Genomic DNA, 21,275 nt, shown 5'->3' on the forward strand with positions numbered 1-21,275 from the left:
GGGGAGGATGTCAATCCAGCGCCTCTTTTTCCAGAGAGGCCACATGCGGCCCCGGCGGCTCCGGCCTGCGCTTGCGCCCGAACATGGAGGTGACGACGACAAAGAACAGCGGCACCCAGAAGATCGCCAGTACCGTGGCAGTGATCATGCCGCCGATCACGCCGGTGCCGATGGCGTGCTGGCTGCCGGCACCGGCGCCGGTCGACACGGCCAGCGGAAATACGCCGAGCATGAAGGCCAGCGAGGTCATCACGATGGGGCGCAGACGCAAGCGGCACGCCTCCACGGCGGCCTCGACCAGGCTCTTGCCCTGTTCGTACTCGCTCTTGGCGAACTCCACGATCAGGATGGCGTTCTTGGCGGACAGGCCGATGGTGGTCAGCAGGCCCACCTGGAAGAACACGTCATTGGACAAGCCACGCCCCAGCGTGGCGAGCAGTGCGCCAATCACGCCGAGTGGCACCACCAGCATCACCGAGAACGGGATCGACCAGCTCTCGTACAGCGCGGCCAGGCACAGGAACACCACCAGCAGCGAGAGCGCATAGAGCGCCGGCGCCTGCGAGCCCGACAGCCGTTCCTCATAGGACAGGCCGGTCCAGGCATAGCCTACGCCCGGCGGCATCTGCTTCATGATCTCCTCGATCGCCGTCATGGCCTCGCCGGAGCTGCGCCCGGGCGCGGGCTCCCCCAGCAGTTGCACCGCCGCCACGCCGTTGTAACGCTGCAGCTTGGGCGAGCCATAGGCCCACTTGCCGTCGGCGAAGGCTGAGAACGGCACCATCTCGCCCTTGTCGTTGCGCACGAACCACTTGTCGATATCGTCAGGTTTCATCCGGGAATCCGGGCGGCCCTGCACGTAGACGCGCTTGACCCGGCCGCGGTCGATGAAGTCGTTGACGTAGCTGGACCCCCAGGCGATCGACACCGTGCTGTTGATGTCTGCCAGCGAAACGCCGAGCGCGCGCGCCTTTTCATCGTCGATCACCAGCTGGTACTGCGGCTGGTCATTCAGGCCATTGGGGCGCACCCGCTGCAGCACCGGGCTTTGCGAGGCCAGCGCCAGGAACTTGTCACGCGCGTTCATCAGCGCCACGTGACCAATGCCGGCCTGGTCCTGCAGGTAGAGGTCAAAGCCGATGGCATTGCCCAGTTCCTGCACCGCGGGCGGGGCGAACGCGAACGACATCGAATCGCGGAAGCTCATGAACTTGCGCTGCGCGCGCGCGGCCAGGTCGAACACGCTGGTGCTGTCCCCGCTGCGCTGCTCCCATGGCTTGAGCAGGATGAAGGCCAGGCCCGAGTTCTGGCCGCGGCCGGCAAAGTTGAAGCCGTTGACGGTGAACAGCGACTCCACCACGCCGCCCTCTTCCTTCAGCAGGTATTCGCGCATCTGGTCGAGCACCTTCTGCGTGCGCTCGGCCGTGGCGCCTGCCGGCGTCTGCACCTGGGCATACAGCACGCCCTGGTCTTCTTCCGGCAGGAATGATGTGGGGATGCGCGTGAACAGGAAGCCCATCCCCACCAGGATGGCCACGTAGAGCAGCAGAAAAGGCAGCCGGCGCTTCAGGATGCCCGACACGCTGCGCTCGTAGCCCCGGGTGGTCGAGATGAACATGCGGTTGAACCAGCCGAAGAAGCCGCCCTTGTTCTCGCCATGATCGCCCTTTTCGATGGGCTGGAGCATGGTGGCGCACAGGGCCGGCGTCAGTATCAGCGCGACCAGCACGGACAGCACCATGGACGAGACGATGGTGATGGAAAACTGCCGGTAGATCACGCCGGTCGAGCCGCCGAAGAACGCCATCGGCAGGAACACCGCCGAGAGCACCATGGCAATGCCCACCAGCGCGCCCTGGATCTGGCCCATGGAGCGCCGCGCGGCCTCCTTGGGCGGCAGGCCTTCCTCGGCCATCACGCGTTCGACGTTCTCCACCACGACGATGGCGTCATCCACCAGCAGCCCGATGGCCAGCACCATGCCGAACATGGTCAGCGTGTTGATGGTGTACCCAAACGCCGCCAGCACGCCGAAGGTGCCCAGCAGCACCACCGGCACGGCGATGGTGGGGATCAGTGTGGCGCGGACGTTCTGCAGGAACAGGTACATCACCAGGAACACCAGCACGATGGCTTCCATCAGCGTCTTCACCACTTCGTGGATGGAGCCCGAGATCACCGGCGAGGTGTCATACGGGAAAACCACCTTCATCCCGGGCGGGAAGAAGGGCTCCAGCCCGTCCAGCGTCTTGCGCATGGCGCGCACGGTTTCCAGCGCGTTGGCCCCCGCGGCCAGCCGCACGGCAATGCCCGAGGCCGCCTGGCCGTTGTATTGCGCATTGATGTTGTAATCCTGCCCGCCCAGGCCCACCTGGGCCACGTCCTTCAGGCGCACCTGGGAGCCGTCGGGGTTGACCTTGAGCAGGATGTTGCCGAACTGCTCGCTGGTCTGCAGGCGGGTCTTGCCGATCACGCTGGCATTGAGTTGCTGGCCCCGCACCGCCGGCAGGCCGCCAAGCTGGCCGGAGGCCACCTGGACGTTCTGCGCCCTGATGGCGTTGCTCACGTCCAGCGGCGTGAGCTGGTAGCCGTTGAGCCGGGCCGGGTCGATCCATACCCGCATCGCATACTGCGCGCCGAACACCTGGAAGTCGCCCACGCCGTAGGTGCGCGAAAGCGGGTCCTGGAGACTCGATACGATGTAGTTCGACAGGTCTTCCCGCGTGACCTTGGGGTCAGTGGAAATCAGGCCCACGATGACCAGGAAGTTGCGCACCGACTTGGTCACGCGGATGCCTTGCTGCTGCACTTCCTGCGGCAGCAGGGGCTGCGCAAGTGCCAGCTTGTTCTGCACCTGCACCTGGGCAATATCCGGATTGGTGCCCTGCTCGAAGGTCACCGTGATCGTCATGCTGCCGTCGGCGTTGCTTTCCGAGGAGATGTAGCGCAGGCGGTCCAGGCCGTTGAGCTGCTGCTCGATCACCTGCACCACGGTGTCCTGCACCGTCTCGGCGGAGGCGCCGGGGTAGTTGACCGAAATGGCGATGGTGGGCGGCGCGATGGCCGGATACTGGCTGATGGGCAGCGCGCGGATCGACAGCACGCCGGCCAGCATGATGACCAGGGCGATCACCCACGCGAAGATGGGCCGATCGATAAAGAAATTGGACATCGATACTCTCCCTCGCCCTGGCAGGGCGCTCAGGGCTTGGCCGCGGACGGGGCGGACGCGGCGGCCACCGGGGCGCCTGCGCCGTTCCCGGCCTGGGCTACGCGCACTTTCCCCCCGGGCCGCACGAACTGCAGGCCCTCCACGATGACGCGGTCGCCGGCGCTGAGGCCGTCGGAAACCAGCCACTTGTCGCCAACGGCGCGGTCGGTGCGGATTTGCCGCAGTTCCACCTCGTCCCTGGCATTGACCACCAGCGCCGTGGCCTGGCCCTTGAGGTCGCGCGTCACGCCCTGCTGGGGCACGAGCAGGGCATTGGTCTTCACGCCTTCACGCAGGCGGGCATGGACGAACATGCCCGGCAGCAGTTCATGGCGCGGGTTGGGAAACACCGCGCGCAGCGTCACCGAGCCGGTGCCCTGGTCCACGGCCACTTCGGAGAACTCCAGGCGGCCGGTTTCGGGATAGCGGGTACCGTCTTCGAGCACCAGGCTGACCTGGGCCGCGTTGACGCCGGCACTTTGCAGCGCACCATTGGCCAGTTCGCGCCGCAGCCGCAGCAGGGAGGCAGAGGGCTGCGTGACGTCGACGTAGATCGGGTCAAGCTGCTGCACCACCGACAGCGCGGTAGCCTGGCCGTTGGTGACCAGCGCACCTTCCGTCACATTCGAGCGCCCGATGCGCCCGGAAATCGGCGACAGCACCTTGGTATAGCGCAGGTTGATCTCGGCGCGGTCCACCGCGGCCTGCGACTGCAGCCAGGCTGCCCTGGCCTCGTCATACTGCTGCTTGCTGACCGCCTCGTCACCGACCAGACGCCCGTACCGCTCTGCCAGCAGGCGGGTGGAGTCCAGCGTCGCCCTGGCGCTCTTGTAGGTGGCCTCGTAGGTGGACGGGTCGATCTGGTAGAGCTGCTGGCCCTGCGTGACGTCGCTGCCCTCCTTGAACAGGCGGCGCAGGATGATGCCGTCCACCTGCGGCCTGACTTCGGCAATGCGGAACGCCGTGGTGCGCCCGGGCAGCTCGGTATCCAGCGTCAGCTGCTCGGTCTTGAGCGTGACCACGCTCACTTGCGGTGGCGGTGGGGCGGCGGCCTCTTTCTTGCCACCGCATCCGGCAAGCACTGACATGGCGATGGCCAGCGTGACCGGAACCCAGGCGCTGCAGCCGCGAGATCGTTGCATTGCGATTTCCTGCGTAAGAATCAAGGCCGAGTCAAAATGTCACCGGCAAGCCGGTTGACCTGTGCCAGAGCGGAACAGCGGGACCAAGCAAGGGCCATGCCCGCCGTTGCGCCAGCGCCAGTTGCAGAAGACGTAGCCGAGAAAGTCTATCCCGACTCGAAGAAATGGTTCGGCCGATTATCGGCTACCCATATTTCAAGAACTTACATCGCGATCCGACGTGAGCCGCGCAACCCGGGAAGGCGCAGGCACGAGGCGCTCCGCGATCACGGCACACTCGGTGCCCGAGCTATTGCGGGAACAGCGACATCTGGCCAGCCAACAGCGTCTCGAAATCGTCGTCCAGGAACGGCAAGATCGCATCGGCGATCGGCTGCAACTGCTTGTTGACGTAGTGGCCATAGTCGATCGGCGCCGACCGGGTCTCAAGCGGCTCCGGCCCTGAAACGGTCATCACATAACTGATCCAGCCACCCTGCTGATACTGGCGCGGACGCCCCTGGCGCTCGTTATAGGCATCGGCGATACGGGCAGCCCGGACATGTGGCGGCACGTTGCGCTGGTAATCATCGAGCTTGCGGCGCAGCCGCTTGCGAAAGACCAGTTGCTCGTCGAGCTCGCCGGCCAGGGTGCGATGCACGATGTCCCGCACATAATCTGCGTACGGCTCGCGGTTGAAGATTTTTTCGTAGAGGGTCTGCTGGAAACGCTGGGCGAGCGGCGACCAGTCCGTGCGCACCGTCTCAAGCCCCTTGAACACCATCTCGACCTTCCCGTCAGGCCGTTCCACCTGGCCGGCATAGCGCTTCTTGCTGCCAAGGTCCGTGCCGCGGATGGTCGGCATCAGGAAGCGCCGGAAGTGCGTTTCGAACTGGAGTTCCAGCGCGCTTTCCAGTCCATAGGTCTGCCAGAGGTGGTCGCGCCACCAGTCGTTGACGTAGGCGACGAGGCTGCGGCCAATCTGGTTGGCATCGGCTTCCGTTCGCGCGCGGCGCAGCCAGACGAATGTGGAATCCGTGTCGCCATAGATCACCTCATAGCCGCGGGCCTCGATCAGCGCGCGGGTCTGTCGCATGATCTCGTGCCCGCGCATGGTGATCGACGACGCCAGCCGCGCATCGAAGAACCGGCAACCGCTGGACCCGAGCACGCCGTAGAACGCGTTCATGATGATCTTGAGCGCCTGGGAGAGCGGCTTGTTCCGCTCACGCTTGGCGGCCTCGCGGCCTTGCCAGACCCTGGCGACGATCGCCGGCAGGCAGTGCTTCGTTCGGGAAAACCGCGCACCGCGGAAGCCAGGCACCGAATCGGCATCGTCCGGATGCGCCAGGCCTTCGACCAGCCCGATCGGGTCGATCAGGAAGGTGCGGATGATCGACGGGTAGAGGCTCTTGTAGTCCAGCACAAGCACCGATTCATAGAGCCCCGGCCGCGAGTCCATGACGAAGCCGCCAGGGCTGGCCTCGGGTGCCTTCTCGCCGAGGTTGGGCGCGACATACCCCTGGCGGTGCATCAGCGGCATGTAGAGATGCGTGAAGGCGGCGACCGAGCCGCCGCTCCGGTCGGCCGGCAGGCCCGTGACCGTGGCGCGCTCCAGCAGGAACGGCAACAGCTCCGTCTTTTCGAAGATCCGCGTCACCAGTTCGCAATCGCGCAGGTTATAGCGGGCCAGCGCCGGCTTGTCCTGCTCGAACATGCGGTCGATGGCGTCCATGCGGTCGTACGGGTTGTCGACCGCCTTGCCCTCGCCGAGCAGCGTCTGCGCCACCGATTCCAGGCTGAACGACGGGAAGCTCCACGTGGCGGAACGCAGCGCCTCGATGCCGTCGATGATCAACCGGCCTGGGGCGCTGGCGAAATAGTGCTGCTGGGCGTTGTGCTCGCGCCATTCCATCTCGGCACCGCCGCGGCCGAGGCGCAGCGGGATCTGGAACTTGCGCGCATGCTCGTGCAACACGCGCAGGTCGAACTGGACCAGATTCCAGCCGATGATCGCGTCGGGATCGTGATCGGCCAGCCACTGGTTCAACTGCTCCAGCAACTCGGGCCGTGTGGCGCAGTATTCGAGCGAGAAACCGACGTCGGCGGGCTTTTGCGGCGCCGCGCCCAGCATGTAGACCTGGCGCTGACCGCAGCCTTCGAGCGCAATCGAATAGAGTTCGCCGAACGCGTTGGTTTCGATATCGAGCGAGACCAGGCGCAGCTTGGGCCGGTAGTCCACCGACGGCTTCATCTGGGCATTGCGCAGCGCGCCGCTGGGGTCCGGCCCACCGTCGAACCAGACCGGGGCGGTGATGAAGCGCTCCATCAGGTAGCGCTCCGGCGGGCGGATATCGGCTTCGTAGATATCCACACCGGCGTCGCGCAGGGAGCGGCCGAGCTGGATCAGTTGCCGATGCTGGCGGCAGTACAGGCCCAGTAAGGGCCGGCGCTGGAAATCCTGGAGCTTGAGCGGGCGCAACTCGACATCGCGCTCGCGGCACAGCAACGCCTCGGCACGCTCACGCTGCGACTCGGGGATAAACGCGACTGATGGCTGACAGGACAGGTGCAGGCGGCGCGGCCCATCATCGGTCGCCAGCCAGAACTCGACTTCGGTGCCGGCCGGCGTATCGCGCCAATGTCGGGTCAGGATGAAACCCTGCTGAAGTGCCACGTTGAAAGCAATGGAAAAATGACTTGTGGCCGATTTTAGCGGAGCCGGGGCGGTCATTGCGCGTGAGCGGAGTCAGCCATTCCTGTGGCGTCCTCGGCTCACGCAAAGCGGTCATGCAGGATAGAGGCGGTCAATTCGCGCTTCTTCCAATACATATGGTGGATGCGCTCCTGCAACTTGCCCAGCACCATGGGGTCGAGGTTGCCATAGGTCAGCAGCACGGCAGGGTGCGAGCCATCGCCTTCCTCGTGCTCGAGGTTGTCGAACGGAGGAAACCCGTACTTTTCCAGGAAGGCTGCGATTTCCTCGTCCGAGGTGCCGGGTTCGATGTTGCCGAGCAGCAAACGACTCATGATTCTCTCTCCCAGTCGATGGAGAAGCGTCGGACCGGGCGCCCAGCCCCAGCCCATTGAGGTTAGCACTGAGGCACTCTCTATTAATTCTAGGATGGGCTTCTGCCCTGCCGTGCCGCTTCTATCGCGGCGATGTCGATTTTTTTCATCGTCATCATGGCGTCGAATGCGCGCTTGGCCGCCGCACGGTCGGGGTCGCTTATCGCCGCGCTGAGCGCGCGCGGGGTGATCTGCCAGGACAGTCCCCACCGGTCCTTGCACCAGCCGCATTCGCTTTCCTGGCCGCCATTGCCGACGATCGCATTCCACAAGTGGTCGGTTTCGGCCTGGTCATCCGTCGCAATCTGAAAAGAGAAAGCCTCGTTGTGCTTGAAATGCGGGCCGCCGTTCAGGCCGAGGCAGGGAATGCCGGCGACGGTAAATTCGACCGTCAGGACATCGCCCTGCTTGCCGTCGGGATAGTCGCCCGGCGCACGGAGGATGGCGCCGACAGCGCTGTCGGGAAATGTTTCCGCATAGAAGTTTGCGGCATCAAGGGCGTCGCGGTCGTACCACAAGCAGATTGTGTTCTTGCTTTGCATGATGTGTCTCCTGGAAAGTTGAGCACCGGGAATCCGCCACCGTCGAGACAACGTCGATCGTCCGCATCGCTTGGCCTTGGTCTGGCGGATGCACCGGATGCCGTTGCCGGGACTCCAATGTCTCACATTCCGGTGGCGGGCGCAGGCTGCGCAAAGGGTGGACTGAGGAGCCGCCAGCGGCCTCTGTCACATGGACTTGAAGGCGGCTCGCATGCAGGAGACAAAGTCATTGACGTGCGTGTCGCGTGGCGCCAGCTTCGCGCGCAGCATGTAGCTCCTGAACGGGATTTCCGGCTTGAACGGGATTGCCACGACGCCCGGGAACTTCATCGTCCGGCTGACGATGGGATTCACCAGGCTTACCCCCAGACCTTCGCTGACCATCCTGCAGATCGTCGCCGCGAAGGGAGTTTCGAGCGCCATGATCCGGGCCCCGTCGCTGAAAGCGGCATCGATTGCGCGCCTTGACATGCTGCCGCTGGGCAGGGAAATGAACCGCTCGCCGGTCAGGTCCTCCGGAACGAGCCGCTTCTTCCTCGCCAGCGGGTGGCGCGCCGGCACGACACAAACCGCGCTTTCGGTGTGTATGACGGACGCCACGACCCCCGGCTTATCGGCAATGTTGGAGACGAAACCGATGTCGCAGTGCTGGGTGGCGATCCAGTTGGCGATGACGTGGGACTCGCTGGTGTCGAGGACAATGCGGACCAAGGGGTACTTTTCGCTGAACATCCGGACCGCCAAGGGGAGCACGCTCAGCGATATCGACGCGGCAGCCGCCACACGCAGCGTTCCGACGCCGGCGTCGCGGATGGCCCGCGCCGATTCGCCCAGGCTGTCCAGCCCTACGAAAGCGCGCTCCACTTCCTTGAACAGCGCCTCGGCCCCTTTGGTCGCCACGACACGTCCGGGCAGCCTGTCGAACAGCTCGAAGCCGAGCTCCGCTTCGAGCTTGCCGATGACGCGGCTCACGTTTGGCTGGGACGTGTGCAGCTGCTGCGCTGCGACTGTCATGGAGCCAGTCAGCATGACGGCCCGGAAGGTCTCGATCTGCTTGAAGTTCATGCCCGCAATGGTACAGCTGCCCATATCAAAAATGCATGCCGATGGCCAAAACTGTCATTTGACCGGTATGCCAGCGGCCTCCGATACTCAATTCACCACAGAACGTATCGGAAATCATGGAATCGAAAGTCAGCCGCCGGCTCAAGGAGCCGCTTGCACAAGAAATCTGCGAGCACATTTACGGTCCGCGCCTTGCGCGTGACTTCACCAGGCAATTCGCCTACCTCACCGAGGTGAACCAGGCACACCTGCTGATGCTGCACAAGACCGGCCTGGTGTCACCGGAGATCGCCAGGAAGCTGGCCAGCGGCCTGCAGCAGATGGAAAACGAAGGCCCCGGCGCGGTGACCCTCGATCCCGCCAAGGAAGACCCTTATTTCAACTACGAAGCCAGGCTGATGACGGTGACCAGCCGGGACATCGGCGGGCGGCTGCACATGGCGCGCAGCCGGAACGACATTGCGGCCACCATTGACCGGATGCGCGCCCGCACCATCGTTCTCGACACCATTGAGGCGCTGGGCAGGCTGCGCAAGGTGGCGCTGCAGCGCGCCAGCGAATTCGCCGATGCCGTCATGCCGGGATACACGCACCTGCAGCCTGCGCAGCCGATCACCTTCGGCTTCTACCTGAGCGCCGTGTCCGAGGCCCTGGGCCGGGACATGGACCGGCTCCATGCGGCATTGCCAAGGATCGACGCCATGCCGCTGGGCGCAGGAGCGCTGGCCGGCACGCGTTTCCCGATCGACAGGCAAGTCACGGCGGACGGGCTTGGCTTCGGCTCGCTGGTGCACAACACGCTGGATGCGGTGGCGTCGCGCGACTTCGCCTGGGAGGCGATGTCCGCCATGGCCATCATAGCGCTGACGTGGGGCCGGGTCGCGCAGGACTTCTACGTGTGGTCCACGCCCGAGTTCGGCCTCCTTGCCTTCCCCGACCGGGTGGCAAGCACCTCGAGCATCATGCCGCAGAAGAAGAATCCCGCAGTGCTGGAGTACTTGCGTGGCAAGAGCGCCCATATCGTTGGCCTGTTGACGACGTCCCTGGTTACCGTCAAGGGAACGCACTTCACGCACACCGGTGACAGCAGCCGGGAGAGCATCCGCAGCTTCTGGGAGTGCAGCGAGGAAACCGCGCGCTGCCTGTCCCTGTTCGAGCTGATCCTCGGCAGCGTGGAGCCGAAGCTGCCGAACATGCTGCAGCGCGTCAGCCTCGACTTTTCCGTCGCGACGGACCTGGCCGATGGGCTTGTGGCCGAGGCAGGACTGTCGTTCCGGGACGCTCACCACGTTGTGGGCGGACTGGTGCGCTTGGCACTCGATTCCGGCCAATCCGCAGGCGAGCTGACCAGCGCCATGCTGGACCGTGCCGCGGTGGACGTGATCGGGCGGGCAATCGAATGGCCAGAGCGCAAGTTGCGGCAGTACCTGGATCCCGTCGAGAGCGTCAACGCGCGCGGCAACGGCGGTCCGGCGCCGTCGGAGGTCACCCTCGCCATCCGGCGGCAACGCGGCCACGTTGACACCGTGCTGGCTTCGGTGAAGTCCACGCGAGCGCGCCTCGATGCAGCGCGCGATCGGATGAAGCGTGACATCGCCGCATTGGCAGCCGCCTGATCCACCAACCATCCTTCTATCGCCAACGAACCATGAAGCTCATCGCCAAGTTCCTGATTGCGGCGCTTACCGCTGCTTGCGTTGCCCCTGGCGCCTCCGCCGCGTACCCGGACAAGCCGATCCGCCTCATAGTCCCGTTCGCGGCGGGAGGCACCGTGAACCTCATTGGTCGTGTGCTGGCACAACGTCTATCGGAGACCCTGGGCCAGCAGGTCATTGTGGAAAACAAGCCCGGCGCGGGCGGCACGCTGGGGGCGGACGTGGTCGCCAAGTCGCCGGCTGACGGCTATACGCTCCTGCTCGCGTCATCGAGCCACCAGTCCATCCACCCGCTCATCTACAAGAATCTGCCCTACGACGCGAACAAGGACTTTGTCCAGGTGGCGCTGTTCGCGGCCGTGCCAAACGTGCTCGTGGTCTCGAACAAGGTGCCGGCGAAAACCGTCAAGGAGTTCATCGCCTATTCCAGATCGGGCGGCAAGACACTGTTCATGGGTTCCGCCGGCAACGGCAGCGTCAATCAAATGGTCGGCGAACTCTTCCAGCACAAGACCGGCACCAGTTTCGAGCATGTTCCGTTCAAGGGCGCGGGCCCTGCGACAGTCGACCTCCTGTCGGGGCAGATCGACCTGATGTTCGTGAACTTGCCTAACGTCTTGCCGCACATCCAGAGCGGGAAGATGCGCGCCCTCGCGGTCGCGAGCGCGCGACGGGCGGCTTCGCTGCCGGACGTGCCGACCATGGCGGAGGCTGGCGTCCCTGACTTCGTGGTCGACTCCTGGTCCGGCGTGCTGGCGCCCGCGGGAACGCCCAAGGCTGTGATCGACAAGCTTTCGCTCGAGATCAACAAGATCGCGAAAGAGAAGTCGACTGCCGAGAGTCTCGCTGCCCAGGGTGCGATCCCGCTGCCCGGCGCCAGTGCCGACTATGCCAAGCTGGTGCGCTTCGAGACCCAGCGCTGGGCCGAGGTGATCAGGAAGGCGAACATTTCGCTGGACTGAGGCCGCGGGATCTGTCGCGTCTCACTGGGCTTCCGCCGCGCGTACGAACGCGTCGCGCGCAGTGATCCGCTTGACGTAGTCCTGGATGCACGGGCTTTCGCTGATGCGCGGCGCACCGAATCGCCCCGCCCATGCCAGCGAGGCACCGAGATAGATGTCCGCCGCGCTGAAGGTCGCGCCGAGCACGAAGGGGCCGGGAGTCAGGGCTTGCTCGATGGCTTCGATGACATCGTCATAGTCGCCCCAGCCGACCGCCTGCTTCGGCAGCGACGCATCTTTGCGCATCATCCGGTCAGTCAGCGCGGGTTCGAAGCAACTGCCGCAGAAGAACAGCCACCGCAGCACCGTGCCGCGCGCGGACGAGCCTGCAGGCGGCATCAACCCGGCCTGCGGAAAGGCATCCGCCAGCCAGGCGATGATCGCGCCGTTCTCGGTCAGGACCGTGCCGTCATGCAAGACCAGCGTTGGAATCTTCCCCATCGGATTGATCGCCAGGAACTCTGGCGAGCGACTCTCCCCCCTGCTGAAATCGATGTGCTGCAGCTTGTAGTCAGCCCCGACCTCCTCCAGCATCCAGCGCGCCACCGAGGCGCGGCTTTGGGGGTTGTAGTAGAGCGTCATGGTCATACCGTCCTCCTGCCGCGTTCGGCCGTATTGTTTCGACCGCAGCAGGATAGCATCCGCCGGCTGCCACAAACTGCTTCCGTTGTGGATGCCCTCATCCGGCCCGCGCAACCGCCCGCGCGAGCCGTGCGACGCCCTCCCCGATCTGCGTCAGGTTCGTGCTCGCGAACGACAGCCGGAATGCGGCGCGCTGGCGCCGCTCCACATAGAATCCGGCACCCGGGACGAACAGCACCTTTTCCGCGATCGCGTGCGGCAGTAGTTCGGCAGCATCGTCGATGCCATCCAGCGCGGCCCAAAGGAACATCCCTCCCGCCGGCGATGCGAAGCGGATGCGGTCACCAAAGGCCTGGCGCAGCGCTGCCGCCAGCTGGTCGCGCTTGTCACGATAAGCCGCGACTTCCCGCGCGACCTGTGCCGGCAGCCGGCCCGCTTCCAGATACTGCGCCGCGGCCAGCTGGATCCATGGCGGCGTGCACAGGTCGGATACCTGCTTGGCAATCACCGCGCGGCGCACGATCTCGGGCGCGGCGACCATCCAGCCGACTCTCAGGCCGGGGGCCAGCGTCTTCGACAAGCTGGCCAGATGCACGAGCCACGGCCGCGCCTCCGGTACCGACGCGCAAAGCGCCAGCAGCGAAGGCGGCGGTGCGCCATCGAAGCTAAGCGCCCCGTAGGGATCGTCCTCGACCAGCACCACGCGGTGCCGCGCTACCAGCTTCAGCAGCTGCAGCCGGCGAGCGGACGACAGCGTTGCACCGGAGGGGTTGGCGAAGGTTGGCACCGTATAGATCAGCCGGGGGCGCAACGATGGGTCGGCCAGCATGGCTTCGAGTGCAGCCACGTCCATGCCGTCGTGATCAGACGGCACGCCGCGTATGTCGGCGCCGGCCAGCCGCAATGCCTGCAGCGTCGCGGAATAGGTCGGCTCCTCGACCAGCACCACGCTGCCGGGCTCGACCAGCGCACGCACGAGGAAGTCGAAGCCCTGCTGCGAGCCGCTGGTCACGAGCAGTTCGTCCTGGGTCACAGGCGCGCCGCGCCCGCCCATCAACGACGCCAGGGCATGGCGCAGCGCCGGCGCGCCTTCGGTGGCGCCGTACTGCAGGCATTCGGCAGGCCGCTCGCGCAGCACCGTCGCCGACGCTGCGCCAATGCCGTCGACATCGAACAGCGCGGCGGACGGATAGCCGCCGGCGAACGAGATCATCTCGGGGTCGGCCAGGTACTTGAACAGTTCCCGGATCGGCGAGCCGGCCGGGTCGCGCAGCGCGGGGACGAAGGGATAAGCGGCGTCGGAAATCATGAGCGGATGCAGCGCGTGTTGGACAAGGGAAAGGGCTGGCGTGCTTCAGTCCACCGAAGCACCGGACAGGCGAACGATCTCGCCCCACTTCTGGCGGTCCTTCTTCAACACGTCGGCAAACGCCTCCGGCGAGCTGGGCGCCGGTTCCGCACCCAGTTCGCGCATTCTTGCCTGCACGCCTGGCTCGCTGAGCACGCGCGTCAGGTCCTGGCTGATTTTCTGCGCCACCGCGGTGGGCACCCCGCGCGGCGCAAGCAGGCCGAACCATGGGCTTGCATCGAAGCCGGGGACGGGGCCAGCGGCGGCAACCGTCGGCACATTCGGAAGCGCCGACGAGCGCGCGGGCGTGGTCACGGCCAGCGGCTTGAGCTTGCCCGAGCGGATAAACGGCAGCGACGCCGGCAGGTTGTCGAACATCACGTCGACGCTACCGCCCATCAGGTCGGCGATGGCCGGGCTGCTGCCCTTGTAGGCGACGTGGCTCATCTCCGTGCCTGTCATGCGCTGGAACAGCTCGCCCGCAAGGTGCGTGGACGTGCCGTTTCCGGCCGACGCCATGTTCACGCGCTTCGGGTTGGCTTTCAGGTAGGCGATGAACTCGGGCAGCGTCTGCACGCGGGCGCGTTCCGCAAACGCCGGCGACAGCACCACCACGTTGGGTACGCGCGCCACCATCGCGACCGGCGCGAAGTCGGTGTCGGCGTCATAGGGCAGCTTCTTGTACAAGGTCGGGTTGATGCCGAACTCGCCCACCGAGCCCATCAGCAAGGTGTAGCCGTCCGCCGTTGACTTGGCGGCCATGCCGGTGCCGACGATGCCGCCCGCGCCAGGGCGGTTGTCGACCACCACCGACTGCTTCCATTGCGTGGCAAGTTGCTCACCGATCAGCCGGGCCACCATGTCAGTGGTGCCGCCCGGCGGGTACGGCACGATGATGCGCACCGGCTTGGCCGGGAACTCTTGCGCGCCGGCGATGCCGGGCATGGTCGCGCCGAATGCAAGGGTGCCGGCGGCGAGCGCGCTGAACAAGTGTTTCATGCAGTCTCCTGTCTACCTGATGGTTGTCGTTATTAGGTTGTCGTTATGACGATGCCGAGAAGGGCCGGCAACGCAAGGAGCGAATCATTTCTCATCAACTCCAAGCTTTCAAGCGAGATTTCCGTATAGGATGATGATCTAAAGTCATCAACTGAGCCTTTCCCCCGATGCGGCAACGACTCCCCAGCCTGTCCAGCCTGCGCGCCTTCGAGGCGGCCGCGCTGCACCTGAACCTGCGCCGCGCGGCGGCGGACCTGTTTATCACCGAGAGCGCAGTGTCGCGCCAGATTGCGTCGCTGGAAGGGCTGCTGGGCGTGCAGCTGTTCCACCGCGCCAACCAGCGCATCACGCTGACGGCGGCCGGCACGCTCTACAGCGGACAGGTGCGGGAGTTGCTGCGCAAGCTGCAGCGCGACACGCTCGACCTGATGGCGCACGAGGGCGCGGGCGGCACCGTCGAGCTGGCCTGCGTGCCCACGCTGGCGGTCGAGTGGCTGATACCGCGGCTACCGGCCTTCTATGCGCGCCATCCGGGGATCGTCGTCAATATCAGCGCGCAGTCAGACATCTTCCTGTTCGACGGCACGCCCTACGACGCGGCGATTCACTTTGGCGAGGCCGTCTATCCCGGCGCGCATGCCGACCGGATGTTCGACGAAGAATCGGTGGCGGTCTGCCATCCGGACTTCTTCGAAGGCAGAAAGCGGATCAGCCCGCATGACATCGCCCTGTCGCCGCTGCTGCACCTCGCCACACGCATTCTCGGCTGGAAGCAATGGATGGAAGCGGCCGGCATCGACGACGTCAACGCCATGCGCGGTGCACGCTTCGACCACCATTCCATGGTCATCGCCGCCGCACGCACCGGGCTGGGCGTTGGTCTCGTGCCGCGCTTCCTCGTCGGGGAATATCTGGCAAACCGCCAACTGGTAATGCCCGTCGCCCATTCGCAGCGCTCCACGAGCGCGTATCACCTGGTCTCGCCGGATACGCGGCCGATGAGCGAGGCGATGCAGCGGCTACGCGAGTGGCTGCTGGAAGCCGCGGGCGAGTTTGCGACAAGGCAGTCTGCGCCTGTGGACGATGCGGGCAAGTAGCCAGCCGACCCACGCCGCAACTCACACCACCATTTCCAGACCGGGCGTCGGCAGGCGTTCCAGCAATGCCGCCAGCCTGCGCAGCGCAGCCGATAACTGCGCGCGGTCCTCCACGCCACCGAGCGAGATGCGGATAGCATTCGGCGCGTCGGGCCCCTCCCAGAAGGCGTCAGACGGCGTGACGCGCAGGTCCTCCGCCAGCGCGGCCCGGGTGAGCTGCTGCACCGACCAGTGCTCCGGCAAACGATGCCATGCGTGGATGGCGCTGGGTGGGAGCTGGCCGATCCCGCTCAGCCATCGGCTTGCCAGCGCACATCTGGCCAACGCTTCGGTCCTGATGCCGTCAAGCAACTGCATGGCCGAGCCATCGTGGATCCATTGTGTCGCCAGGGCGGCGGTCATCGGTGCCGCCATCAGGGCGAAGGCCCGCAGCGATGCCAGCAGATCGTCGCCGCGCCTGCCCTCGGGCAGCATGACATAGGCGGTACGCAGCCCCGGACTGAGCGTCTTGGACAGGGTCGAGACGTAGTACGTGCGGTCGGGAGCGAAGCTGGACAGCGGCGGCGGCGCTGACGGCGTCAGCAGCCAGTAGGGATCATCCTCCAGCAAGGTGACATCACAGTGCGCCGCGGCCCTGGCAATCGCCTCCCTGCGTGAGGCCGGCATGGTGTGCGTAGTGGGATTCTGGGCTGTCGGATTGAGGTAGGCCAGCGTTGCACCGTCGGCGCGGGCCGCTTCGAGGGCGTCGGGGAGCATCCCGTCGGCATCGACCGGCGCGATGATCACACGCCGCCCGAGTTGTGCCGCGGCGGCGCGAATGCCGGGGTAGGCCAGCGGCTCGCTCACGATCGCATCGCCCGGCCGGGTCCGGGCCAGGATCACGGCGGACAAGGCTGCCTGGGCTCCCGGGCACACCACGAGCCGCGCAGTAGCGACCTGCCCGAATATCTGCGCGAGCCAGAGGGTTCCGGCCGACCGGTCGGCAGCACTGCCGCCGCCGAGCTGGTAGGTCATCAGCAGGTGCGGGTCGCTATGCAGCAGCACCTGCGACAGGCCGCGCCGCAACAGGTCCTGGAAATCCAGCCCCGCCGGTGGCGGCGGCACGTTCATGCTCATGTCGATCACCCGCGCCAACTCCGCCCGCGGCGCGGCAATGAAGGTGCCGAGGGCCCCGCGGGCATCGATCAGATGCCGCCGCTTGGCCTCGTTGTAGGCACGCGTCACGGTGGTCAGGTCCACGCGGAGGGTCTTGGCCAGGCTGCGCTGCGGCGGCACGCGGTCGCCGGCTACCAGCCGGCCTTCGCCGATCGCCCGCTCGATAAAGTCCACGATCTGCAAGTAGCGCGCACCGCCACCCGTTGTGATCTCCAGATCCCATTTGGCACTGACCTCGGCGCGGACATCGGTTTCTTGCATGGATTTCATCCGGTAGATTTCTTCGATGTATGGGTTTTGTCTTGCATTAGCATGCCAGACATCACCGAGGGAATCCATACAAACCACGCCCGCGCGGGGCTGAGCCAGCACTTGAATCGGAGCGCGTGGCCGGGTGCCTTCGGTGATCCGTAACCAAGGTGTCCGAAATGCTCAAACCTATTGCCGGGCCGGCAGACAAGAATCGACAAGGCCCGCTCCCCCGCCCGTCCCCCGGCCCGAACCGCCGGTTCCCCACCCTGTTGCTGTCCGCCTGCCTGAGCGCGCTGCTGAGCGGCTGCAACCTGGAACTGCTCAATCCCAAGGGCAGCATTGGGGAACAGGAAAAGTCACTGATCCTGATCTCCCTGTTCGTCATGCTGATGGTCGTCATTCCCGTGATCGTCCTGACGCTGTGGTTCGCGTGGCGCTACCGTGAGACCAATACGAGCGCCCCCTATGCCCCCAAATGGGCGCACTCCACCAAGATCGAGGTCGTGGTCTGGGGCATCCCCTGCGTGATCGTGGCCTGCCTGGCGGTGCTGATCTGGGACTCGACGCACAAGCTCGATCCCTATCGGCCCCTGGAATCGCAGGTCAAGCCGATCCAGGTCGATGTGATCGCCCTGAACTGGAAATGGCTGTTCATTTATCCGGAATACGGCGTCGCGTCGCTGAACCAGCTTGCGATCCCGGTCGGCACGCCGGTCAATTTCCGGCTGACCGCGGAATCGATGATGAACTCGTTCTTCATCCCGCAGCTCGGCAGCATGGTCTACGCCATGGCGGGGATGCAGACACGCCTGCACCTGATCGCCGACACGCCGGGCGTCTATCTCGGCCAGTCCGCCGCCTACAGCGGCCCGGGCTTCTCGGACATGCATTTCAAGACCCTGGCCACCTCGCGCGAGGAGTTCGATGCCTGGATCCAGGCTGCCCGCGCTTCGTCCCAGGCGCTCGACCTGAAGACCTATCGCACGCTTGAACTGCCCAGCAGCAAGGACCCCGTGACGCTGTACGCCGCCGTCGCGCCGAAGCTGTTCGACCAGGTCGTCGACAAATACATGCTGGCAAACGGCCAGATCTGCCGCGCGGACACCCCGGAATCTCTGCAGGCCTTCCAGCGCGTCCCGTCGGCGCCCGCTGGCCGCATGGAGCAATAAGAATGCTTGGAAAACTCAACCTGGACGCCATCCCTCTCCATGAGCCGATCATCATGGGGACGCTGGCCGTCGTGATCGTGCTGGGCATCGCACTGATGGGCGCCATCACGTACTACGGCAAGTGGAAGACCCTCTGGAACGACTGGATCTGCTCGGTCGACCACAAGAAGGTCGGCGTGATGTATATCATCCTGGCACTGGTGATGCTGCTGCGCGGCTTTGCCGACGCCATCATGATGCGCGCACAGCAGGCGATCGCCTATGGCGATGCCGCGGGCTACCTGCCGCCGCACCACTACGACCAGATCTTCACGGCGCATGGCGTGATCATGATCTTCTTTGTCGCGACGCCGCTGGTGCTCGGGCTGATGAATGTGATCGTGCCGCTGCAGATCGGCGCGCGCGACGTCGCCTTCCCGTTCGTCAATTCGCTGAGCTTCTGGATGTCGGCAATGGGCGCGGTGCTGGTGATGATGTCGATGTTCGTCGGCGACTTCGCGGCCACCGGCTGGGTCGCCTACCCGCCGTTGTCCGAGCTCGGCTACAGCCCAACACCTGGCGTTGACTACTACATCTGGTCACTGCAGATATCCGGGCTTGGCACCACGCTGACGGGCATCAACTTCATCGTCACGATCCTGCGCATGCGCGCGCCGGGCCTGAACCTGATGAAGATGCCGGTCTTCACCTGGACCGCCCTGATCACCAATATCCTGATCGTGGCGATCTTCCCGGTACTGACCGCCACGCTGGCGCTGCTCACCGCCGACCGCTACCTCGGCATGCATTTCTTCACCAATGAGCTCGGCGGCAACGCCATGATGTACGTGAACCTGATCTGGATCTGGGGCCACCCGGAGGTCTACGTGCTGATCCTGCCGGCGTTCGGCGCCTTCTCCGAGATCATCGCCACGTTCTCGCGCAAGCCCCTGTTCGGCTACAAGTCGATGGTGTACGCCACCTCCTCGATCGGCGTGCTGTCGTTCTTCGTCTGGCTGCACCACTTCTTCACCATGGGCTCCGGGGCGAACGTCAATGCCTTCTTCGGCATCATGACCTCGATCATCTCGATCCCCACTGGCGTGAAGCTGTTCAACTGGCTGTTCACCATGTACCGCGGCCGGATCCGCTTCCATACCTCGACCATGTGGACCATCGGCTTTATGGTGACGTTCGCGGTCGGCGGCATGACCGGCGTGCTGCTCGCCATTCCCGGGGCCGACTTCGTGCTGCACAACAGCCTGTTCCTGGTCGCGCACTTCCATAACGTGATCATCGGCGGCGTGCTCTTCGGCTGCCTGGCCGCGATCACCTTCTGGTTCCCGAAGGTGTTCGGCTTCAAGCTGAACGAGTTCTGGGGCAAGGTGTCGTTCTGGTGCTGGCTGACCGGCTTCTTCCTGGCCTTCATGCCGCTCTACGTGCTCGGCTTCAAGGGCATGACCCGCCGGATGAACCACTATGCCAACGTCGACTGGCATCCCTACCTGGTGGTGGCGCTGGTCGGTGCCTTCGTCATCGGCGCCGGCATCCTGGCGATGATGGTGCAGTTCGCGGTCAGCATCCGCGACCGCAAGCAGAACCAGGACCTGACCGGCGACCCGTGGGATGGCCGCAGCCTGGAGTGGTCGACCGCCTCGCCCGCGCCGTTCTACAACTTCGCCCACGTGCCGCATATCACCTCGCTGGAACAGCACTGGGACGACAAGGAAGCCGGGCGCGCATGGCGCCAGCCGGCCCGCTACGAAGACATCCACATGCCCCGCAACACCTCGGCAGGCTTCATCGTGTCGGCGTTCGGGCTGCTGTGCTGCTTCGCGCTGGTCTGGCACATGTGGCTGGTGGCCGTCGTCGGCCTGGTCGGCGCCATCGCCACCTTCATCGTGCGCAGCTATGACCGCGACGTGGACTATTACGTGCCGGCCGCCGAAGTCGAGCGCATCGAGCGCGCGCGTTACGCACAACTGCAGGAAGCTGCCTGACCATGACTCCGACTCTCTCCCCTACCCTGCACCATCCCGGGCACGAGGCGGCCCACGACGTGGCGCACCACCATCACGAAGCCGGCGCGCACACTCCGCTGGGGTTCTGGCTCTACCTGATGAGCGACTGCCTGATCTTCGCGGTGCTGTTCGCCACCTTCGGCGTGCTCTCCGGAAACACCGCCGGCGGCCCCGGCGGGCGGCAACTGTTCGAGCTGCCGTTCGTGTTCGCCGAAACCATGGTGCTGCTGCTGAGCAGCTATACCTTCGGCCTGGCCATGCTCAGGCAGGGCGCCGACGACGCGCCGCGGATGATCCGCTGGCTGGCGGTGACCTTCGCGCTCGGCGCATTGTTCATCGCCATGGAGGTCTACGAGTTCGCGCACCTGCTGCACCAGGGCGCGGGTCCCGGTGTCAGCGCCTACCTGTCGGCTTTCTTCACGCTGGTCGGCACACACGGGCTGCATGTCACGTCGGGCCTGCTGTGGCTTGCGGTGATGATCCACCAGATCAGGCATTTCGGACTGGACGATATCGTGCGCCGCCGCCTGGCCTGCCTGAGCCTGTTCTGGCACTTCCTGGACCTGGTCTGGATCTGCGTCTTTACCTTTGTCTACCTGCGGGAGTTCGCTTGATGAAGCCGTCCCACCTTCATTCCGTCCATGCGGACGAACCGTCCGCTCACGGCAGCGTGCGCAGCTACACCATCGGACTGCTGCTGTCGGTCGCGCTGACGATGGCGTCGTTTGCGGCCGTGATGACCGGATCCCTGCCAACGCAGGTCGCGATCGCGCTGGTCGTCGGCCTTTGTGTCGCGCAACTGCTGGTGCAGCTGGTGTACTTCCTGCACCTGGGCACCGGTCCCGGCCAGCGCGGCAACACCGCCATCTTTGCCTGTACCGGCTTCCTGATCGTCATCGTCGTGGCCGGTTCGTTGTGGGTGATGCACAACGCCGATATCAACATGATGCCGACGGACATGTCCATCGAACGGGCCCGGGCAAAAGACTAGCGCTCGCGCGCAAGGAGG

General features: G+C 65.2%; 17 protein-coding genes. 7 read left to right on the forward strand and 10 right to left on the reverse strand.

Annotated features, from left to right (window positions below; translation table 11 throughout):
- Nucleotides 1-10: 10 nt before the first annotated feature.
- The 6 genes from ACW4E8_RS04575 to ACW4E8_RS04600 form a co-directional block, all read right to left on the reverse strand.
- The gene (locus ACW4E8_RS04575) at nt 11-3,172 is read right to left on the reverse strand and encodes an efflux RND transporter permease subunit (protein ID WP_456803424.1); all 3,162 of its coding nucleotides are present in this window, start codon (nt 3,170-3,172) and stop codon (nt 11-13) included.
- 29 nt (nt 3,173-3,201) lie between these two features.
- Nucleotides 3,202-4,353 carry an efflux RND transporter periplasmic adaptor subunit gene (locus ACW4E8_RS04580; protein WP_456803425.1) on the reverse strand — a complete coding sequence of 384 codons (1,152 nt, stop codon included), beginning with the start codon at nt 4,351-4,353 and terminating at the stop codon, nt 3,202-3,204.
- A 289-nt stretch (nt 4,354-4,642) separates the two neighbouring features.
- Nucleotides 4,643-7,009, reverse strand: coding sequence for a DNA polymerase II (locus ACW4E8_RS04585; protein WP_456803426.1), 2,367 nt, complete (start codon nt 7,007-7,009; stop codon nt 4,643-4,645).
- A 98-nt stretch (nt 7,010-7,107) separates the two neighbouring features.
- Nucleotides 7,108-7,362, reverse strand: coding sequence for an RNA-binding protein (locus tag ACW4E8_RS04590; RefSeq protein WP_456803427.1), 255 nt, complete (start codon nt 7,360-7,362; stop codon nt 7,108-7,110).
- Between the two features lie 89 nt (nt 7,363-7,451).
- Complete coding sequence (locus tag ACW4E8_RS04595; protein WP_456803428.1) at nt 7,452-7,943, reverse strand: VOC family protein; 492 nt, start codon at nt 7,941-7,943, stop codon at nt 7,452-7,454.
- A gap of 186 nt (nt 7,944-8,129) precedes the next feature.
- Nucleotides 8,130-9,008, reverse strand: a complete 879-nt coding sequence (locus tag ACW4E8_RS04600) for a LysR substrate-binding domain-containing protein (RefSeq protein WP_456803429.1) — start codon at nt 9,006-9,008, stop codon at nt 8,130-8,132.
- Between the two features lie 116 nt (nt 9,009-9,124).
- On the opposite strand from ACW4E8_RS04600, the gene argH reads away from it, so the two are divergent.
- Complete coding sequence (gene argH / locus ACW4E8_RS04605; protein WP_456803430.1) at nt 9,125-10,624, forward strand: argininosuccinate lyase; 1,500 nt, start codon at nt 9,125-9,127, stop codon at nt 10,622-10,624.
- 32 nt (nt 10,625-10,656) lie between these two features.
- Nucleotides 10,657-11,625, forward strand: a complete 969-nt coding sequence (locus tag ACW4E8_RS04610; protein WP_456803431.1) for a Bug family tripartite tricarboxylate transporter substrate binding protein — start codon at nt 10,657-10,659, stop codon at nt 11,623-11,625.
- Nucleotides 11,626-11,646: 21 nt separating this feature from the next.
- On the opposite strand, the gene ACW4E8_RS04615 is transcribed toward ACW4E8_RS04610, so the two are convergent.
- From ACW4E8_RS04615 to ACW4E8_RS04625, 3 genes are all read right to left on the reverse strand, one after another.
- Entirely contained in the window at nt 11,647-12,252 is a 606-nt protein-coding gene (locus ACW4E8_RS04615; protein WP_456803432.1) for a glutathione S-transferase family protein, read from the reverse strand.
- A gap of 91 nt (nt 12,253-12,343) precedes the next feature.
- The gene (locus tag ACW4E8_RS04620) at nt 12,344-13,555 is read right to left on the reverse strand and encodes an aminotransferase-like domain-containing protein (RefSeq protein WP_456803433.1); all 1,212 of its coding nucleotides are present in this window, start codon (nt 13,553-13,555) and stop codon (nt 12,344-12,346) included.
- A 45-nt stretch (nt 13,556-13,600) separates the two neighbouring features.
- Nucleotides 13,601-14,593 (reverse strand): Bug family tripartite tricarboxylate transporter substrate binding protein, encoded by a 993-nt coding sequence (locus ACW4E8_RS04625; protein WP_456803434.1) that lies wholly within the window; start codon nt 14,591-14,593, stop codon nt 13,601-13,603.
- A 167-nt stretch (nt 14,594-14,760) separates the two neighbouring features.
- On the opposite strand from ACW4E8_RS04625, the gene ACW4E8_RS04630 reads away from it, so the two are divergent.
- The gene (locus ACW4E8_RS04630; RefSeq protein ID WP_456803435.1) at nt 14,761-15,690 is read left to right on the forward strand and encodes a LysR substrate-binding domain-containing protein; all 930 of its coding nucleotides are present in this window, start codon (nt 14,761-14,763) and stop codon (nt 15,688-15,690) included.
- 21 nt (nt 15,691-15,711) lie between these two features.
- Here the strand turns inward: ACW4E8_RS04630 and ACW4E8_RS04635 are convergent, their stop codons facing one another.
- Entirely contained in the window at nt 15,712-17,106 is a 1,395-nt protein-coding gene (locus ACW4E8_RS04635; protein ID WP_456803776.1) for an aminotransferase-like domain-containing protein, read from the reverse strand.
- Nucleotides 17,107-17,273: 167 nt separating this feature from the next.
- Here ACW4E8_RS04635 and cyoA point away from each other — a divergent pair, with 167 nt between their 5' ends.
- From cyoA to cyoD, 4 genes are read left to right on the forward strand one after another with little or no spacing between them, the layout of a single operon-like run.
- Nucleotides 17,274-18,266, forward strand: a complete 993-nt coding sequence (cyoA, locus tag ACW4E8_RS04640) for a ubiquinol oxidase subunit II (RefSeq protein WP_456803436.1) — start codon at nt 17,274-17,276, stop codon at nt 18,264-18,266.
- A gap of 2 nt (nt 18,267-18,268) precedes the next feature.
- Nucleotides 18,269-20,245, forward strand: coding sequence for a cytochrome o ubiquinol oxidase subunit I (cyoB, locus tag ACW4E8_RS04645; protein ID WP_456803437.1), 1,977 nt, complete (start codon nt 18,269-18,271; stop codon nt 20,243-20,245).
- Nucleotides 20,246-20,247: 2 nt separating this feature from the next.
- Entirely contained in the window at nt 20,248-20,880 is a 633-nt protein-coding gene (gene cyoC / locus ACW4E8_RS04650) for a cytochrome o ubiquinol oxidase subunit III (protein ID WP_456803438.1), read from the forward strand.
- On the forward strand, nt 20,880-21,257 hold the full coding sequence (gene cyoD, locus ACW4E8_RS04655; RefSeq protein WP_456803439.1) for a cytochrome o ubiquinol oxidase subunit IV: 378 nt from the start codon (nt 20,880-20,882) through the stop codon (nt 21,255-21,257). Before cyoC ends, cyoD begins: the two co-directional genes overlap by 1 nt.
- The last annotated feature ends 18 nt before the right edge of the window (nt 21,258-21,275 follow it).

The organism is Cupriavidus sp. CP313, assembly GCF_054072015.1.

Coding starts and splice junctions, on each gene's coding strand:
- ACW4E8_RS04575 (WP_456803424.1), bottom strand. CDS start 3,172: ATGTCCAATTTCTTTATCGATCGGCCCATCTTCGCGTGGGTGATCGCC.
- ACW4E8_RS04580 (WP_456803425.1), bottom strand. CDS start 4,353: ATGCAACGATCTCGCGGCTGCAGCGCCTGGGTTCCGGTCACGCTGGCC.
- ACW4E8_RS04590 (WP_456803427.1), bottom strand. CDS start 7,362: ATGAGTCGTTTGCTGCTCGGCAACATCGAACCCGGCACCTCGGACGAG.
- ACW4E8_RS04595 (WP_456803428.1), bottom strand. CDS start 7,943: ATGCAAAGCAAGAACACAATCTGCTTGTGGTACGACCGCGACGCCCTT.
- ACW4E8_RS04600 (WP_456803429.1), bottom strand. CDS start 9,008: ATGAACTTCAAGCAGATCGAGACCTTCCGGGCCGTCATGCTGACTGGC.
- argH (WP_456803430.1), top strand. CDS start 9,125: ATGGAATCGAAAGTCAGCCGCCGGCTCAAGGAGCCGCTTGCACAAGAA.
- ACW4E8_RS04610 (WP_456803431.1), top strand. CDS start 10,657: ATGAAGCTCATCGCCAAGTTCCTGATTGCGGCGCTTACCGCTGCTTGC.
- ACW4E8_RS04615 (WP_456803432.1), bottom strand. CDS start 12,252: ATGACCATGACGCTCTACTACAACCCCCAAAGCCGCGCCTCGGTGGCG.
- ACW4E8_RS04620 (WP_456803433.1), bottom strand. CDS start 13,555: ATGATTTCCGACGCCGCTTATCCCTTCGTCCCCGCGCTGCGCGACCCG.
- ACW4E8_RS04625 (WP_456803434.1), bottom strand. CDS start 14,593: ATGAAACACTTGTTCAGCGCGCTCGCCGCCGGCACCCTTGCATTCGGC.
- ACW4E8_RS04630 (WP_456803435.1), top strand. CDS start 14,761: ATGCGGCAACGACTCCCCAGCCTGTCCAGCCTGCGCGCCTTCGAGGCG.
- ACW4E8_RS04635 (WP_456803776.1), bottom strand. CDS start 17,106: ATGCAAGAAACCGATGTCCGCGCCGAGGTCAGTGCCAAATGGGATCTG.
- cyoA (WP_456803436.1), top strand. CDS start 17,274: ATGCTCAAACCTATTGCCGGGCCGGCAGACAAGAATCGACAAGGCCCG.
- cyoB (WP_456803437.1), top strand. CDS start 18,269: ATGCTTGGAAAACTCAACCTGGACGCCATCCCTCTCCATGAGCCGATC.
- cyoC (WP_456803438.1), top strand. CDS start 20,248: ATGACTCCGACTCTCTCCCCTACCCTGCACCATCCCGGGCACGAGGCG.
- cyoD (WP_456803439.1), top strand. CDS start 20,880: ATGAAGCCGTCCCACCTTCATTCCGTCCATGCGGACGAACCGTCCGCT.